This window comes from Paenibacillus sp. SC116 (assembly GCF_024733555.1).
Lineage (GTDB): Bacteria > Bacillota > Bacilli > Paenibacillales > Paenibacillaceae > Paenibacillus_B.
The window spans coordinates 163,886-179,680 of the sequence record NZ_JANIOF010000001.1; the positions used below are offsets into that span (position 1 = coordinate 163,886).

The 15,795-nt window shown below is 43.3% G+C and carries 12 protein-coding genes; 8 read left to right on the forward strand and 4 right to left on the reverse strand.

What is annotated here, in order from left to right; all coding sequences use genetic code 11:
- Positions 1–40: 40 nt before the first annotated feature.
- From NQ117_RS00565 to NQ117_RS00575, 3 genes are all read right to left on the reverse strand, one after another.
- The gene (locus NQ117_RS00565; RefSeq protein ID WP_258276091.1) at positions 41–1,132 is read right to left on the reverse strand and encodes a GerAB/ArcD/ProY family transporter; all 1,092 of its coding nucleotides are present in this window, start codon (positions 1,130–1,132) and stop codon (positions 41–43) included.
- Between the two features lie 276 nt (positions 1,133–1,408).
- The gene (locus tag NQ117_RS00570; RefSeq protein WP_258276092.1) at positions 1,409–2,572 is read right to left on the reverse strand and encodes a Ger(x)C family spore germination protein; all 1,164 of its coding nucleotides are present in this window, start codon (positions 2,570–2,572) and stop codon (positions 1,409–1,411) included.
- Positions 2,573–2,576: 4 nt separating this feature from the next.
- Positions 2,577–4,079, reverse strand: a complete 1,503-nt coding sequence (locus tag NQ117_RS00575; protein WP_258276093.1) for a spore germination protein — start codon at positions 4,077–4,079, stop codon at positions 2,577–2,579.
- A 432-nt stretch (positions 4,080–4,511) separates the two neighbouring features.
- Between NQ117_RS00575 and NQ117_RS00580 the strand changes: the two genes are divergently transcribed.
- Positions 4,512–6,176 (forward strand): glycoside hydrolase family 19 protein, encoded by a 1,665-nt coding sequence (locus tag NQ117_RS00580; protein WP_309137837.1) that lies wholly within the window; start codon positions 4,512–4,514, stop codon positions 6,174–6,176.
- A gap of 166 nt (positions 6,177–6,342) precedes the next feature.
- On the opposite strand, the gene NQ117_RS00585 is transcribed toward NQ117_RS00580, so the two are convergent.
- Entirely contained in the window at positions 6,343–7,551 is a 1,209-nt protein-coding gene (locus NQ117_RS00585; RefSeq protein ID WP_258276094.1) for an acyltransferase, read from the reverse strand.
- 214 nt (positions 7,552–7,765) lie between these two features.
- On the opposite strand from NQ117_RS00585, the gene NQ117_RS00590 reads away from it, so the two are divergent.
- The 7 genes from NQ117_RS00590 to NQ117_RS00620 all read left to right on the forward strand — a co-directional run bounded on the left by NQ117_RS00590 (position 7,766) and on the right by NQ117_RS00620 (position 15,792).
- Positions 7,766–8,983, forward strand: a complete 1,218-nt coding sequence (locus NQ117_RS00590) for an ABC transporter substrate-binding protein (protein ID WP_258276095.1) — start codon at positions 7,766–7,768, stop codon at positions 8,981–8,983.
- A gap of 105 nt (positions 8,984–9,088) precedes the next feature.
- The gene (locus NQ117_RS00595) at positions 9,089–10,060 is read left to right on the forward strand and encodes an ABC transporter substrate-binding protein (protein ID WP_258278116.1); all 972 of its coding nucleotides are present in this window, start codon (positions 9,089–9,091) and stop codon (positions 10,058–10,060) included.
- A gap of 9 nt (positions 10,061–10,069) precedes the next feature.
- Complete coding sequence (locus NQ117_RS00600) at positions 10,070–10,912, forward strand: alpha/beta hydrolase (RefSeq protein ID WP_258276096.1); 843 nt, start codon at positions 10,070–10,072, stop codon at positions 10,910–10,912.
- 28 nt (positions 10,913–10,940) lie between these two features.
- Positions 10,941–11,711 (forward strand): 2,3-dihydro-2,3-dihydroxybenzoate dehydrogenase, encoded by a 771-nt coding sequence (locus tag NQ117_RS00605; RefSeq protein ID WP_375163042.1) that lies wholly within the window; start codon positions 10,941–10,943, stop codon positions 11,709–11,711.
- A 65-nt stretch (positions 11,712–11,776) separates the two neighbouring features.
- Positions 11,777–13,000: an isochorismate synthase DhbC gene (dhbC, locus tag NQ117_RS00610; RefSeq protein ID WP_258276098.1), complete on the forward strand. Its 1,224-nt coding sequence runs from the start codon at positions 11,777–11,779 to the stop codon at positions 12,998–13,000.
- A gap of 46 nt (positions 13,001–13,046) precedes the next feature.
- Complete coding sequence (locus NQ117_RS00615; protein ID WP_258276099.1) at positions 13,047–14,687, forward strand: (2,3-dihydroxybenzoyl)adenylate synthase; 1,641 nt, start codon at positions 13,047–13,049, stop codon at positions 14,685–14,687.
- A gap of 94 nt (positions 14,688–14,781) precedes the next feature.
- Positions 14,782–15,792, forward strand: a complete 1,011-nt coding sequence (locus tag NQ117_RS00620) for an isochorismatase family protein (protein WP_258278117.1) — start codon at positions 14,782–14,784, stop codon at positions 15,790–15,792.
- Positions 15,793–15,795 lie beyond the last annotated feature (3 nt).

Genomic DNA, 15,795 nt, shown 5'->3' on the forward strand with positions numbered 1-15,795 from the left:
AAAAGAGGCATCGACTAGCATATAACATGCAGTTGATGCCTTACTTTTTTGCTCGTTTTTTTACAATGGTCATGATCAGCAGGATCAATGGAATGATCGTCGTTGGTATAAGACTTGTGTAAGGATAGGTTGTATAGTCAAATTCAATAATACTGGCTGAGCCATTGGCAAAGCTTTTTTCGCTCAATCCGAACAAGAGTAATGCTGTCGGTATATGGAGCCATTTCGTATCAGGCAAAGAAAATAAATATTGAATGCACCTCATAGCCACATATAATGCGAGTATGCCTTCAAATATAACGAGCATGGTCCAAAAGCCTATTGATACAATTTCAAATCGTTCAATGTCATCCCCGATTCGAACCATACTAATAGCCGTAAAAAATGGATACGTTTTAATCGAAGCTAAGTAAGGGTTAATAGAGCCTATTGTTAAATAAGTGGCGCTGAAGAAATAGATCCCTGCCAAAATAATGGCGATCATCGAATTTCGTGAAACGGCTTCCTTGTCTTTGACACGAGCAAACACAGCCGCGAACACAATAACTTTGCTAAATGGAAACGCGTACGTGCTTAATGATGTATATGCGATCTCATTCCATGAACGTTGAAACATAGGCAAGAATGGGTTTATATCGATGATGCTAGCTATTAATACACATACCGCAGTTAGTGAAATAACAGCTAGTGGCAGTATAATTTGAGCGGCTCTGCCTATCGTTTCAAGTCCTAAATAAGCAGCATAGGTTGTAACGATAAAAATGAGCAGATTAAATACATAGCTCGGTGTTTTTGGCATAATAGCCGTCGTATAGAAGACGGTCAATGCTTTACTCGTTAGCATACATAACTCAAAGCAATAGTAGAGGAAAATGATCATTAAACCTTTCCCAATCCATTTCCCAACCAATTGCTCGGTGTATTCAAATATCGTTTGTTCTGGGAATTGTCGTTGTATGTATAGCAGAATCCCTAACAATAATAAGCTGCCAAGCGTCGCAAAAAGAATAGACATCCAAGCGTCTGTACCCAACATTTTAATTTCCAGCATATATAGCGTAGCAAATCCTGATAAATAGGTGAAAATCAAATACCCGAGTTGTAGTGACGAAATTTTACCATTGTCGCCCATGAAATGTACTCCCTTAAATTAATGTCCTAATACATGCTGTCTGATGTAATCCGAGACAGGACGATATAGCAATCGATCTATGCTCTCGGGGGTAGGCATTGGCCAATCCGCAATGATGGCGACCGTATACATGATTCCTAATAGAGAAAGGGCTGAAAAAACAAACAGTCTGCGATTCTCATGCCTCTTCCGTAAATGAACAATAGCTCCAACCATATAAGAGACAAATAGGATCAGCATGATGTACAGCAGGTTCACAAACTTCGCTCCATTCTACTACTGAACATTACCGGTATTCCATATTGTTAGATTGACCGTGACATGTACAGGCATTTTTTTAAATACATCATTCCACTTCGGCTGTATTTGTTTCCATCTATCAGGATGATGCTGATAAATGTGGTTCCCGAAACCCAAATAATCTACATTCACTTTACTTTGTGCCGTTGTAATGACGCTTTGGATGTCCTGTTGTATCGTTTTCTTGATAATATTTTCTAAAGTGGGTATGTTCATTTGATTTGCAGTTTGATTATGCTTAAGTTCATTAATCATGCAGGTAAAGTCAAAATGAATATCCATTTCTGGTTGATCACCAACAAAGTAAGAGCGAATTTTCCTCGACTTAATGGCGACCTGAGCCGTAATGCTGTCAAAATCATAATCCTGATCCTTCACAACAAAGGTAGCTTGAACTTTGTCTTTGTCCGGATCCGTCAATAAACGCACGATTGCAGTTTCATCGCTAGAGAGCCAGTTAACGAACGTTCCCTTTTGTAAAAGAGCCGATCCATGCAACGCCAGTACGGGTTCTGACTTTTCTCTAGGCGTTCTCGTAACGACTCGCCCTGTTATATAGCCTTGTGTTGTATTTGCATTTTTGTTTATCAAATCTTTTACGGAAATACCTAAGCTGTTGCCCGTTTCATCTTGATTGCGTATCATACCAAACAGTTCATTAACGACTAGATCTTGCGTTTCCGGCTTCGTTTTCAATATTTGATCTGCATTCACGTCACTAATCAGAACAAGGCTTGTACTTCGAATTTCTCGATTGCGTTGTAAAAAATCAATAATTTCGGGCAGCGAATGACGAGCCGCATCTCGACTGATGATAAAAATGCGATTATGGAACCAAAACAACTTTTTACTAGCCCGATATCGTAAATGTTGGGCACTTTCCATTATCGAGTCACCCGTAGCTGAGCCGAACCATTCGTTGAGTGAATCTTGCTGCGTTGCGTTGGTTCCTTTACTCGTAGGCTGAAGCGTATATACGGTAATTCGATGCTTGTTCGTATCTTTATCCCAATCGATTCCGGTTGCCATGACGATCGAAACTTGATTCAGCTCACGAATGTCTGAGGAGCAGCTAGGCAATAAGGTGAGTAAGCACAAGCAGAATAAAGCATAGGCAGCGAAACGGCGATCCCATAGCATAATGTTACTCCTTACTTTTCGAATACTCGTCTAACTGATTCGTTTGGTATTCCGAAAGCGATGTGGTGCTGTCCTTCCATTCTCTTAATTGGTAAGGAACAATAAATATGTTCTTGAACCAGCTTTTCCAGTGCATAGGGGCAACTGGAGACAAGAGAGGTGCTCCAAATGAACGCAGTGAGCTTACATGTAAAATAAGCATAAGACTGCAAATGGCAATGCCAAACACCCCTGTAGCAGCCGCAATAAACATAATCGGAAATCTCATGATTCGAAAAGCAATTGCCGCATTGAACGCAGGAATCGCAAACGAGGCAATGCCTGTTGTAGCAACAACGATAACCATTGGCCTTGATACGATGCCAGATTGAACCGCTGCTTCCCCGATAATTAATGCTCCAACGATACTTATCGTCTGTCCTACCGTACGAGGCAAGCGAATGCCAGCTTCACGCAGCAGTTCGAACGCAATCTCCATAATTAACGCTTCAATAAACGTCGGGAATGGGACGCCGGACTTGGCCGCACTGAAAGTTAGCAGCAGCGGTGTCGGGAGCATTTCCTGATGAAAGGTTGTAAGCGCCACGTACAAAGAAGGCCCTAATAAAGAAATGACAAGCGCAAGAATCCGTAAAGCTCTAGTTATATTTGCAAAATAAAAGCGTTCGTAATAATCCTCACTTGCCTGTAAAAAGTCTGTAAACAGTGTAGGGATAATAAGGACGGAAGGTGTCCCATCTACCAAAACAACAATTCTACCTTCATTCAATGCAGCAACAATCCGATCAGGACGCTCTGTCATCGCCATTTGTGGAAATGGTGTATACACATGATCCTGTATCTGTTCTTCTAGCTGAGCACTCTCGATTAACATATCCAGCTTGACTTGTCCGATTCGTTTTTCAAACTCCGCGAGCACCTTTTTATCTACAAGATGATGCAAATAAACTGCCTGAACTTCCGTATTGCTGTTGCTGCCAATGATGTATTTTTTCGTTTTTAAATAGGGTGTTTTTAAGCGTCGATAAATCATGGCAAGATTCGTTTGAATTTGCTCGGTAAAGGATTCTCTCGGTCCTCTCACAACAGGCTCTGTTTTCGATTCTTCGATGGATCGTGTTTGGTAGCCTGGGATAGGTATGCCGTATGCTTCTTTTTTTCCTTGTACAAAGCAAATGAAACCAGCGTTAAACAAGAAGGACGCGATAGATTGATGATCAGTAAACGTCTGTACGGTACCCATAGCTGACAAGCATTCCATAATCGTGTCTTCGTTTATCGCGTCTATGTTCAGTTGGAGCAGCTGTGTGTTCAAATGTTTCTCGTCGATCAGAATATCCAAATAGCATATAGCTAGGGTTGATTCTGTATCCATAGCTTGCAGGATACGGTACTTATAGTTGGAGTTGTCCGTAAAAAACGTAGACAATGCCGCTAAATTGACATCGACTTGTTCGTCAACGTTCGTTTGCTCTCGTACTGCTTTCACATTAGCTTTGTTAGGCATATTTGGATCACCTCACCAAATATGGTTCTTCAAGCACAGTGGATTTATGCAAATGTAAGTCCATGCCAGCGATTTAAACAGTGGTGAATTTGTGTGAAGCGGACAGAATCATCATTTCTTATAGAATGAGATTCTCTTTTTTTCTTGTCGAATCGTTTAGTAGAGCAAAACTATAAAAATGCATCAGTTTACAAAAAAATTAAATAGTGACAACGAGCCGTCTATCAAATTATAATACAGGTGTTAACTAATATATGGAAATGAGGGATATGACGTACGCTTTATCTCGTTTTTAACCGTATTATTGTAAGCGCTCTATTTATTGGCGATCAGATTCTAGCATTCGACTTTTTCAACAGGTATCGCAGTTTTATTCTGTACGAAACCATCTAGAATGTGCGAGAGAAACCAAAAATGTAGAGGAGGCTCATTATGAAATCGAAGAAACAATCATCACAACGTAAAAATATGGTGCGTAATATTAGTGCAGTGCTTGGTGCAGCTATGATCGTATCCACTCCAGTTGCAGGAGCAGCAGAGTATGTAGCATCGAGCAATTCCTTCGCTGTAGCGCAAGTTACGGCACCTGCATGGAATGCGAGTACGGCCTACAGTGCAGGCGCTAAAGTAAGCTATAATGGTAAAACTTATGAAGCGAAATGGTGGACGCAAGGCGAAAATCCCGAAAGCTCTAGTGCTTGGAAGCTGGTTACTACTGAGCCAAACCCAGGCGGTGGAAATGATACAGTAGCTCCAAGTGTACCAGGGGGACTTGTCTCATCGAACCCAACCGCAACATCCCTCACATTGTCTTGGACAGCAGCGACAGACAATGTTGGCGTAGCCAAATATGATATTTTTAGAAATGCGGTCAAAGTAGGTTCTTCAACGACTACTTCTTATACAGATACAGGCTTAACGGCTAGCACGGCATATAGTTATTCAGTTAAAGCATTAGATGCCGCAGGTAACGCTTCGGCTGCAAGCGCAGCGCTTTCCGCAACAACATCGGCACCTGGAAATGGAGAAGGTCCATTACTCCCTGTAGGTGGCAGCCGTGTCATTACAGATCAGCAAATCCAACAAACATGGGGCGGCATTGATCCACAGTATTCACCAGATCAAGCGGCTCAAGCTGTAAATTCTGCTCTTCCTAAAACCGAATATGAAACGTTGTTCCCACTGCGCACAGGTACGCCAGGATGGCATCAAAAAGCAGCAGGTAAACCATATTACAAGCCTGGACAAACGGACTACTACTCTTATGATAATTTGATCGCGGCTGTTCGCGATGTAGCTAACATTAAATATAAAGAAGTTTACCGTGGACCTAGCAACTGGACAAAGCAAATTTGGCGTTTGGATAAGACTACGAAGACAGAAACGCTCTTATTTGAAGAAAAAGAGTTTAACGCGGAATGGAACATCGGTAAGCCGACACGTTCAAGAATCGTTGATTTTGGTACGTTCTTAAAAGAAGGAACAGAAGTAAACCGTAAACGTGAGCTTGCTGCTTTCTTGGCGAATATTTCGCATGAAACAGGTGGCGGATGGCCAGGTGCCCCAGGTGGAGAACTAAGTTGGGCGCTATTCTTTAACGAGGAAGTTAAATATGTAAACGGTCAAGGCGGCATTGGATATGTGCAAAGCAACAGCGATTATCCGCCAGTGGCTGGTAAATCCTATCATGGTCGCGGTCCAATCCAGTTGAGCTGGAACTACAACTATGGCTTGATTGGCTCTATTATTTTCGGAGATAAAAATGTGCTGCTGAATAATCCAGAGAAAATTACGGATGATGGCAGACTCGGCTTTATGACAGCGATTTTGTTCTGGATGACGCCGCAAGATCCTAAGCCTTCTTGTCATGACATTATGGTTGGTAATTATGTACCGACAGCAGCGCAGCTTGCTAAAGGACTCGTACCTGGCTTTGGTGCTACGATCATGGTTATTAATGGAGCACAAGAAGGTAACCGCGATGAAACTGATGTTCGTGTAGGCCGCCGTGTAGCTCACTACATTGAGATTACAGGTCGTGCAGGTGTTAATATTCAAGGCGAGAAGTTGAATACATTAGGTATGCAGGCATTTTAATCTATCATTTATAGTATCGAGAGCGACGGGGAAACCCGTCGTTTTTATTTTGACACGATAAGTTGGTCGTTTATAAAAGGGAGATATATTTGCAATAAAATAAGCGAGGAAGCCGCAGTTGGCTCCTCGCTTACGCTCGTTTATTTAAATAGAACGCTTGATTACATTATTGCGAAGTAGAACTGCGTGCTGCAGTTTTTGATTGAGGTTTTCTTAACCCCGTCATAATATGCCCCATAGGTAGTTTGGACAGCACATAAGTGAGCATGACGGATAAGAACGAAGCAAATATAAAGGCAATAATGGTCCGCAGCGTTACATTGATATAACCAGTGAAATAGTCAGGCAGCCAGTAGGATAGTCCCAGCACAAATGCATGTACGAGATACGCACCATAAGAATAATGACTAATAAACGTAACGATACGACGAGTACGATTGTTCGCAATGCTGCTTATACGCATGCAAAATAAATAAGTAGCAAATACAGAGCTTACCAAAAATATCGCCGTGACAGGTCGCAGCAGAAGCAACTGGCTGTATTCTGTCTTCAGCGCTGGAAGCAGCTCGAAACTCGAAATGGTACGATACGCCATAACACCACTCATCACGATAAATATGGAATATATCCATTTAGCGTGGCGATTTAACCATGCTCTCCAGTTTGTTATCGTCAGACCAGCCAATGCACCAAGGACAAAGTAATAGAAGAAGTTAAGTGCATTTCGATCCGCATATTTCGTTAAAATAGGTGTAATCAACGGGATGTTCCAACGAGCAGCCGTTACATGAATAGGATAAGTCATCAACACGATATAAACGATCCCGAGTACTGCGAAAGCGGAATACACAGCGATTGGTGTACTAATCCATCTCTTTGCTTGCATAATGATGTAGCGGTATATAGGAAACGTAATATACAGCTGAATAATCATAATGACATACCAAAGATGATAAGATGCTTTCCCCGTCAGAAATACTTCTCCGAACCTGTTAACTGCAGATAGGACGTCCATATGATTTTGAAATAGTAAATAAACAAATGACCAAAATAAATATGGCATCATAATATCGCTAAACCGCTTCTTAATAAATGTCCAGTAATTCAGACGACCATCGTAATTATAAAATAAAACGAGTCCTGTAACGAAAATAAACATCGGGACGGCAAACTTAGAAAGAAGCAGTAAAAATGTGAAGGCCACACCATCTGCTAAGTTGGCTTCAGGGACAAAAATGTAATGTCCGATTGCGTGCTGTAGGACGACAGCGAGAAACGCAAATGCTCTAATATAATGGATTTCTTCGATATGTTCTTTTTTCATTGTTACATTATAACCAGAAATGATGGTGGACACTAGTCGAATTTTCGTCAAAAATGATTCCTATTTTGTTGCTGTATATACCTAATAATTGTGAATATCTTTTGAAAGTACACAGATGTGAGTGCTTATAGAGGCTGTTGAAGATTGACGAAAATGGGGTAGTATGATAGGTTAAACTCGACAATGATAATCATTATCAATTAGATGTTATACATTCGCTTTTTTAATCACGCAGTTGATCAAATTGATGCAGAGGTGGTTATACATGAGTTTACAAATAGAGCTGCAACTAAATAAAAGCACGGTTGCTTTAGGTGATAGCCGCAAAACCAATTTAGCAGAAGTGAAGGCATTCATTGATGAGCACTATGATGAGGCGATCTCGATTGGTATGCTTGCTGACATGGCTAATGTGTGTCCAAAGTATTTTGTTGATCTGTTCAAAAAGACATTTGGGCAAAGCACAATGGATTATGTAACGAATGTGCGAATCAATCATGCGAAACGACATTTAGTAGAAACGGACTGTTTGCTGCGTGATATTGCAGTCAAAGTAGGTTATAAAGATGAGTTTTACTTTAGCCGAAAGTTTAAAAAGGAAGTGGGCATCTCCCCATCAGACTTTGCCAAAAATTCACGCAGAGTGATCGCAGCCTACTCGGCTTCCATTATCGGATATCTGCTGCCATTGAACGTCATGCCTATCGTTGCACCACTTGATGCGAAATGGACGCCTTATTATTACAATGTCTATCAAGCCGAAGTTAAGTCTCATTTAAAACTTTCGGCTCCTTATCATGACAGCCATTTTGAAGAAAATGTAGATAAAGTGTTTCAAGCAAAACCTGATGCCATTATTGGAATGGATCATTTATCGGAAGAGGAAATAAACAAGCTAGATCAAATTGCTCCGGCGCTTATTGTTCCGTCACAAGAAGGATGGCGTGAGCAATTGAGAATGATAGCTGATTTCTTACATAGAGAGAAGCAAGCACAGCAGTGGATTGAGCAGTACGAACAACGAGTGGAATATGCACGTTCGCAAATTCAACCAGTGGTGGGTCAGGAGAGCGTGTTGGCACTGCGTATATTTGGGTCGAGCATCCATGTGTACAGCAATCGCGGATTAGAAGAAGTATTGTATCAAGACCTGCAATTGGAAGCGGCGTATGGAATAAACGTTAGAAATAATCAGGCAATAACGGTAGCTAAGTTGTTACAGCGCAATCCAGATCGGATATTTATAGCGGTATGCCCGGAAGCTGCTTCTCGCAGATACTGGCTTGGACTGCAGCATTCTATTGAATGGAGAAAACTAAAAGCGGTTGTTAATCGCAATGTGTACATGATTTCTGCTGATCCGTGGTTTGAATATTCACCACTTGGAATTAGTAGAATGCTGGATGAGACCTTACTGCATTTTACAGGAAATTGTCCAAATGGACTTCTGGATAATAGCCATGGTGTATTATTTGCTACTTAATATATACTCGACTTAATTGAGAATTATTATCAGAGAAGGGGATGAAGTATATTGGAAGGCTCGCTGAAAGGAAGAAATCCATGGAGGACCCGAGTATCAGCAATCATGTGTTCACTGCTCTTAGTCGGATTGCTAGCTGGTTGTGGTGATACAAGTAGTAAAGATGGCGAAGCTGCTAAACAAGCAAGTTCAAATACGTCCTCCTCGGAAGTTGCTCCTGCTGGGCAGCAAAATGGTACGCCTAGTGAGAGAACGATAACTGACGAGTTGGGCAATGAAGTGAAGCTCCCGACAGAAGTGAAGAGCGTCTTCGCACCGAACATGGAAGATTCGCTAGTAGCTATTGGAGTTAAGCCTGTCGCGCAATGGTCGAATGGCAAGCTGGGGCACTTTTATTTACAAGACCAGTTAAAAGACGTTCCTATGATCGATCTTTCGGGAGGTCTTCCGTCACCAGAAGTATTAATGTCTCATAATCCGGATCTGATTATCCTGCATACAGAGTCGTATGCCAAGGACGGTACATATGAGAACTATGCCAAAATCGCTCCAACCTATGTGTTCAAGAACGCAGCTGGAAACATTGAAAAGTCTCTCGTTACATTAGGAGATTTGCTCGGCAAATCTAATGAAGCGGATCAGGCTGTGCAAAATTATAAACAAAAAGTTAGCGATGCAAAAGAAAAGCTAAGCAGCGTCGTAGGAGATAAAAAAGTGGCAGTTATTCGTTTTGCACCAAGAGGTGTCAGCTTGATGGGCGGGCAATATTTCTGCGGATATGCGCTGCATCAGGACCTTGGACTAGGTATGTCCAAACTTGTTGAGAACAAGACTGCGGCCAACCTCTCCTTAGAAATACTGCCTGAATTGGATGCGGACTTTATTTTTGTCATCAATGCTTACGATCAAGGGACAGAGCGCATGACAGAAATGATGGCAAGTGATATTTGGAAGAGCATGCCGGCAGTCAAGAATGGTCATGTGTATGAAGTGAATAATCATCATTGGCTTGGAAGCGGGCTTGTCGCATATGAAAAAATCATTGACGATACCGTTCGACTACTAACGAGCAAATAGGAGGATTTCATGAGTAACGGTACGATTTCAACCGATGTGATACGGCGCAGCGTAGTATTGCCTTATGCGGAGCATTGGATCATGCGTTCCAAAGTAGAGCAGCGCACCTATCGGATTATAGCGGCAAAGCCATTAGGGGAAGCCCCACCTGAAGGGTACCCGGTTATTTATATGTTGGATGGAAATTGCGTGTTCAATACGATGGTGGAGGCGCTGCGATTGCAGTGTCGTCGGCCAGAAAAGACAGGTGTTACACCTGCTGTCATCGTCGGGATCGGCTATGAAACGGACAATCAGTTCTCTCCTGATCGCTTCTATGACTATACACCATTTCCGAACACGAGCATTTTGAATAAATCGGATGGTTCGCCGTTGCCAGAACAAGGTGGCGCTGAGGCTTTCCTACGTTTTCTCGAAGAAGAAGTGAAGCCTCAAATCGAAAGTGAATTCAACATCGATCGCAATCGACAGACGTTGTTCGGCCATTCACTTGGCGGTTTATTCACCTTGTACGCGATGTATAGCAGGCCGCATGCGTTCCAGTATTATATCGCAGGCAGCCCGTCTATTCATTGGAATAAGGAATATCTGCAGGAGTTGGAATCAGCATTTATCGATCGCATAAAGGATGTACCGCATCGTATTCGTTTGTTGCTGGGCGTAGGTGAATTAGAGAAAACGCATGTGGCTGGAAATTGTTCGAATGCGTGTCAACTCGCTGATCGATTGGCAGACTTGGTTGAGTACGGTGTACAAGCTGAATACAAGGAATTTGAAGGTGAGGGCCATGTATCTGTACTGCCTGTTCTTATAGCTCGAGCTTTGCGGTTTGCTTTGCATCCTAAGCAATAGGGAGGATTCGATTGTGGAGTATCCATGCATGGAAGGGAAAGTTGCACTCGTCACTGGCGCTGCTCAAGGTATTGGTGAAGCGATAGTTAAGGCTCTCGCAGAACAAGGCGCGATAATAGCAGCTGTAGATCGGAACGAGGCTGGCTTGAACAGCCTCGTAACTGATCTTGTCAGTGAAGGGGCAAGGGTGTTCCCTTATACAGTAAATGTAGGCGACAGCACTGAAGTTGAAGCTGCTGTCGAGCGAATCGAGCATGAGCTTGGTTCAATTTCCATACTTGCAAATGTAGCAGGTGTGCTGCGTATTGGACCCATTAGCTCCCTCAGTGATGAAGATTGGCTTTCGCATTTTACGATCAATACGAATGGTGTGTTTTATACTTCCCGTGCTGTTGTACGTCGTATGGCAAGGCGAAAGACAGGTTCTATCGTTACAGTTAGCTCAAATGCGTCAAAAGTCCCTCGCACACAAATGTCCGCCTATGTAGCTTCAAAAGCAGCTTCAACCATGTTTACGAAATGTTTGGCACTAGAATATGCAGCAGATAATATACGCTGCAACATTGTCTCACCTGGCTCAACAGACACAGAGATGCAGCGTCTGTTATGGAAAGATGAGAATGGTGCACAGCCCATTATCGAAGGATCTTTAGAGACATATCGTACAGGTATCCCGCTTCGTAAAATTGCTCTTCCTTCGGACATTGCAGATGCCGCTCTCTTTCTCCTATCAGAACGTGCTAAACATATTACCATGCATGATATTTGTGTGGATGGCGGCGCTACTTTAGGTATCTGAAGTCAACAGGTAATTACTGAATGCATCATTTTAGTACATTTATTAGCAGGAGGGAGATCGAAAAAATGTTGTACGTTGACACATTAACAGTGGCTGAAGCTGAACAACTCATCAAACAATACCGGACAGGATCGTCCTTCTTCTTCTCCTCACCACGTAAAACCTTGCTTACACAAGGGGAGTTTGCAAGATTAACGTATCCAGCAGCGTCGGAAGCCGTCACATTGCCTCAGCGAGTTGCCAAACTACTAGAAGATGCAAAACAAGCAGGGAGAACGCATTCTATCGTAGTTGGCGCAATTCCTTTCCATATCAACCAGCCGTCACATCTATTTATTCCAGCTACGGTTGAATCGTATGATGAGCTGCGGTTCTCATCAGAAGCAGCGCCAGAACGGCCTCAAATATCGAATTATGAAGTGCATCCAGTTCCAGCTCCAAAACAGTTCAAACAAGGTGTAAATCGATTGTTAGAGCTGTTTCAGCAAGGTGTACTTCAAAAAGCAGTGCTCTCCCGAACGCTGCATGTCTCTTTACCTCAAGCTTTGCAAATTCCTCAATTGTTAGCTCATTTAGCTTTTTATCATTCCCATGGGTATACGTTCGCAGTTCCATTAATACCTGAGCAATCATTAGCTTCAAATCATATTTCAGATCCAGAAATCTCGGCTAGAACATTGGTTGGAGCAAGTCCTGAATTGCTAGTTACGAAGAAAGGACTTCAAATTAAAGCTAATCCATTAGCGGGGTCAGCCGCACGCAGCGATGATCCAGTTGAAGATGAGCGGAGAGCTGCTGCACTGTTGGCATCCGTCAAAGATAGATACGAGCACGCGATCGTAATTGAAGCAGTTGCCGAGGCCCTGAAACCTTATTGCAGCAAGCTGGATGTTCCATCCGAGCCATCGCTTGTTCAAACGAAGGCGATGTGGCATCTATCTACCGAAATTAATGGAGTGCTGAAAGATGAATCGATCACGTCGCTTGATCTTGCTTTGGCGATGCACCCAACTCCAGCTATATGCGGAACGCCTACTGACTTAGCTAGAGATGTCATTCAAGAGATTGAGCAGTATGATCGCGAATTTTATACAGGTGCGGTCGGTTGGACCGATGAAAACGGAGATGGTGAATGGGCGGTAACGATTCGCTGCGCTGATACAGAAGGTCTATCGATGAAAGTGTACGCGGGAGCGGGAATTGTGGCAGGTTCTAGTGCTGAGGCAGAGCTTGCTGAGACTTCAGCGAAGTTCCGTACTATGCTGGCTGCGATGGGCTTGAAAGAATAAGAACGGAACGGACAAAGTGCTGGTTATAACATAGGAGGGATAATTGATGCTGGCAGGATGCCCAACATGGCCAGAAGAATTTGCAGCGCGATATCGTCAAAATGGTTGCTGGGAAGGAATAACATTCGGAGAAATGCTGAGGCAACGAGCCTTAACACTTGGAGAGCATATTGCTATTGTTTGCGGTGATCAACAGGTTAGCTATGCGGAGCTTGATCGTAGAGTGGATCGACTTGTTGCCGGATTGCGGCAATTAGGAATAAAGAAGAAGGATCGAGTCATCATTCAGCTTCCGAATATTGCAGAGTTTTTCGATGCGATCTTTGCGTTGTTTCGGATTGGAGCCTTGCCTGTCTTTGCTTTACCTGTTCATCGTGAAAATGAAATTGTTTACTTAAGTGAGTTCAGTGAGGCAGCAGCATACATCATCGCTGATAAGGATGCGGGCTATGACTATTGTGAGCTGGCGAAGAAGGTTAAGCAATCGGTTCCTACGCTTCGCCATGTCATAGTAGTAGGGAATCCGAGTTCGGAAGAGTTCCATGCCATGAGCGATCTTTATGTAAACGGGGAAGATGTGATTATGTCAGCGGGGGTTGACGGACCAAGCTCGAGCGATGTTGCATTTCTGCAGTTATCAGGAGGGACAACCGGACTGCCTAAGCTGATTCCGCGTACTCATGATGATTATATTTACAGTTTACGCATGAGCGTGGAGGTCTGTGAACTGCACAAAGATAGCGTTTATTTGGCAGTGCTGCCCATTGCGCATAACTTTCCGCTTAGCTCACCAGGCGTTCTAGGAACAATGTATGCGGGTGGAAAGATTGTGCTTGCTCGCAGAGCAAGTCCAGATGTCGCATTTCCACTTATCGCTAACGAAGGAGTGACAATTACAGCCCTCGTTCCGCCGCTCGCGATTGTTTGGCTTGATGCGGCCGAGTCACGCCGTCGTGAACTGTCGAAGCTTCAAATCCTCCAAGTGGGCGGAGCTAAGTTCAGCGCAGAAGTGGCCAAGCGGGTACAAGCTGTAATGGGATGCAAGTTACAGCAAGTCTACGGAATGGCAGAAGGACTGGTTAATTACACGAGGCTGGATGATCCATTTGAAATTATGGTAAGTACGCAAGGTCGTCCGATGTCTCCTTATGATGAGGTACGGATCGTCGATGAGGATGATAATGAAGTTGCAACTGGTAATGTAGGTGAGCTGTTGACACGAGGTCCCTATACTATACGAGGTTACTACAAGGCAGAGAAGCATAACGAGAAGGCCTTTACGGCAGATGGATTTTATCGTACCGGCGATCTTGCCAGTATGACCCCTGAAGGGTACTTAGTGATTGAAGGACGTTCGAAAGATCAAATTAATCGTGGTGGCGATAAAGTAGCGGCTGAGGAAGTGGAGAATCATCTTCTTGCACACCCAGCGGTACATGATGCCGCTGTTGTTGCCATGCCCGATGAGTTTCTCGGTGAGCGGACGTGCGCATTCATCATTGCTCACGATTCTGTAGTTACTAGTAACGAATTAAAGGCATTTCTCAGACAAAGAGGGCTTGCTGCTTATAAAATCCCGGATCGAGTTGAATTCATGGATGAGTTCCCGCAAACAGGTGTAGGGAAAGTAAGTAAAAAAATGCTGCGTGAGCTCATAGCCAATAAGCAGAACATGTTAACTCGTTAATCACTATTTATAAATTTATTAAATTGAATTTTTCAGTTCCTATCCTTTGATGTATACACTACCTACAAAAATTACACAGAAAAGAGGAGATATGATGGCTCTTCCTACTATATTGCCTTATCCAATGCCTTTGGAAAATGAGCTGCCTATGAACAAGGTGGCTTGGACAGTAGACCCTAATCGTACAGTGCTGCTTATTCACGATATGCAGCAATATTTCATAGATGCATTTACGCCCGACCAGTCACCTGTCGTGGAATTAATCAGCAATATTCAGAGACTGCGTGTTTTTTGTGCGGAGCAAGGTATTCCGGTTGTCTATTCTGCACAGCCAGGTGGACAGAGAGTGGAGCAGCGCGGACTGCTGCAAGATTTTTGGGGATCAGGCATTAATGATGGGCCGTACCAGAAAAAGTTTGTGGATGCCGTAGCTCCAAGTGGACAAGATATTTTGCTAACGAAATGGAGATATAGCGCGTTTCAAAAAACAAATTTGGCAGAAATCATGCACGAGCAAGGCCGCGATCAATTGATGATAGTTGGTATTTATGCACACATTGGCTGCATGCTAACTGCTTGTGAAGCATTTATGCAAGATATCCAGCCATTCTTTATTGCAGATGCACTTGCAGATTTCTCAGAAGAGAAGCATCGCATGGCACTTACCTATGCGGCTGAACGCTGTGCTGTTGTCCTAACAACGGATCAACTTATTTCATCGTCAAGTCATAGACAGGTTGCCGCTTCCGTCGAATGCATAGAAGCGGAGAGTGACGATAGTAGTGAACAGACCCATGTTCTTAATCCAGCTGTTGCTAATGCTGCTAAAGAAGAGCCCCCCTTACTGACCGAGCTGTCATTGCGAGAGGAAGTAGCAGCTTTATTACAAGAAGAGGCCTCCACTATAGGTGCGGATGATCATTTAGTAGAGTATTGGGGACTTGATTCCATTCGTATGATGAGTTTGGCAGAGCGGTGGCGTCGTGCTGGCATTCCCGTTAGTTTTGTGGAATTAGCGGAGCAGCCTACTTTAGCAAGCTGGTGGGAGTTGCTGTCGCAGAAAATAAACATGCCAATGCCTAATTATGATTACTATACCGTATAAAAG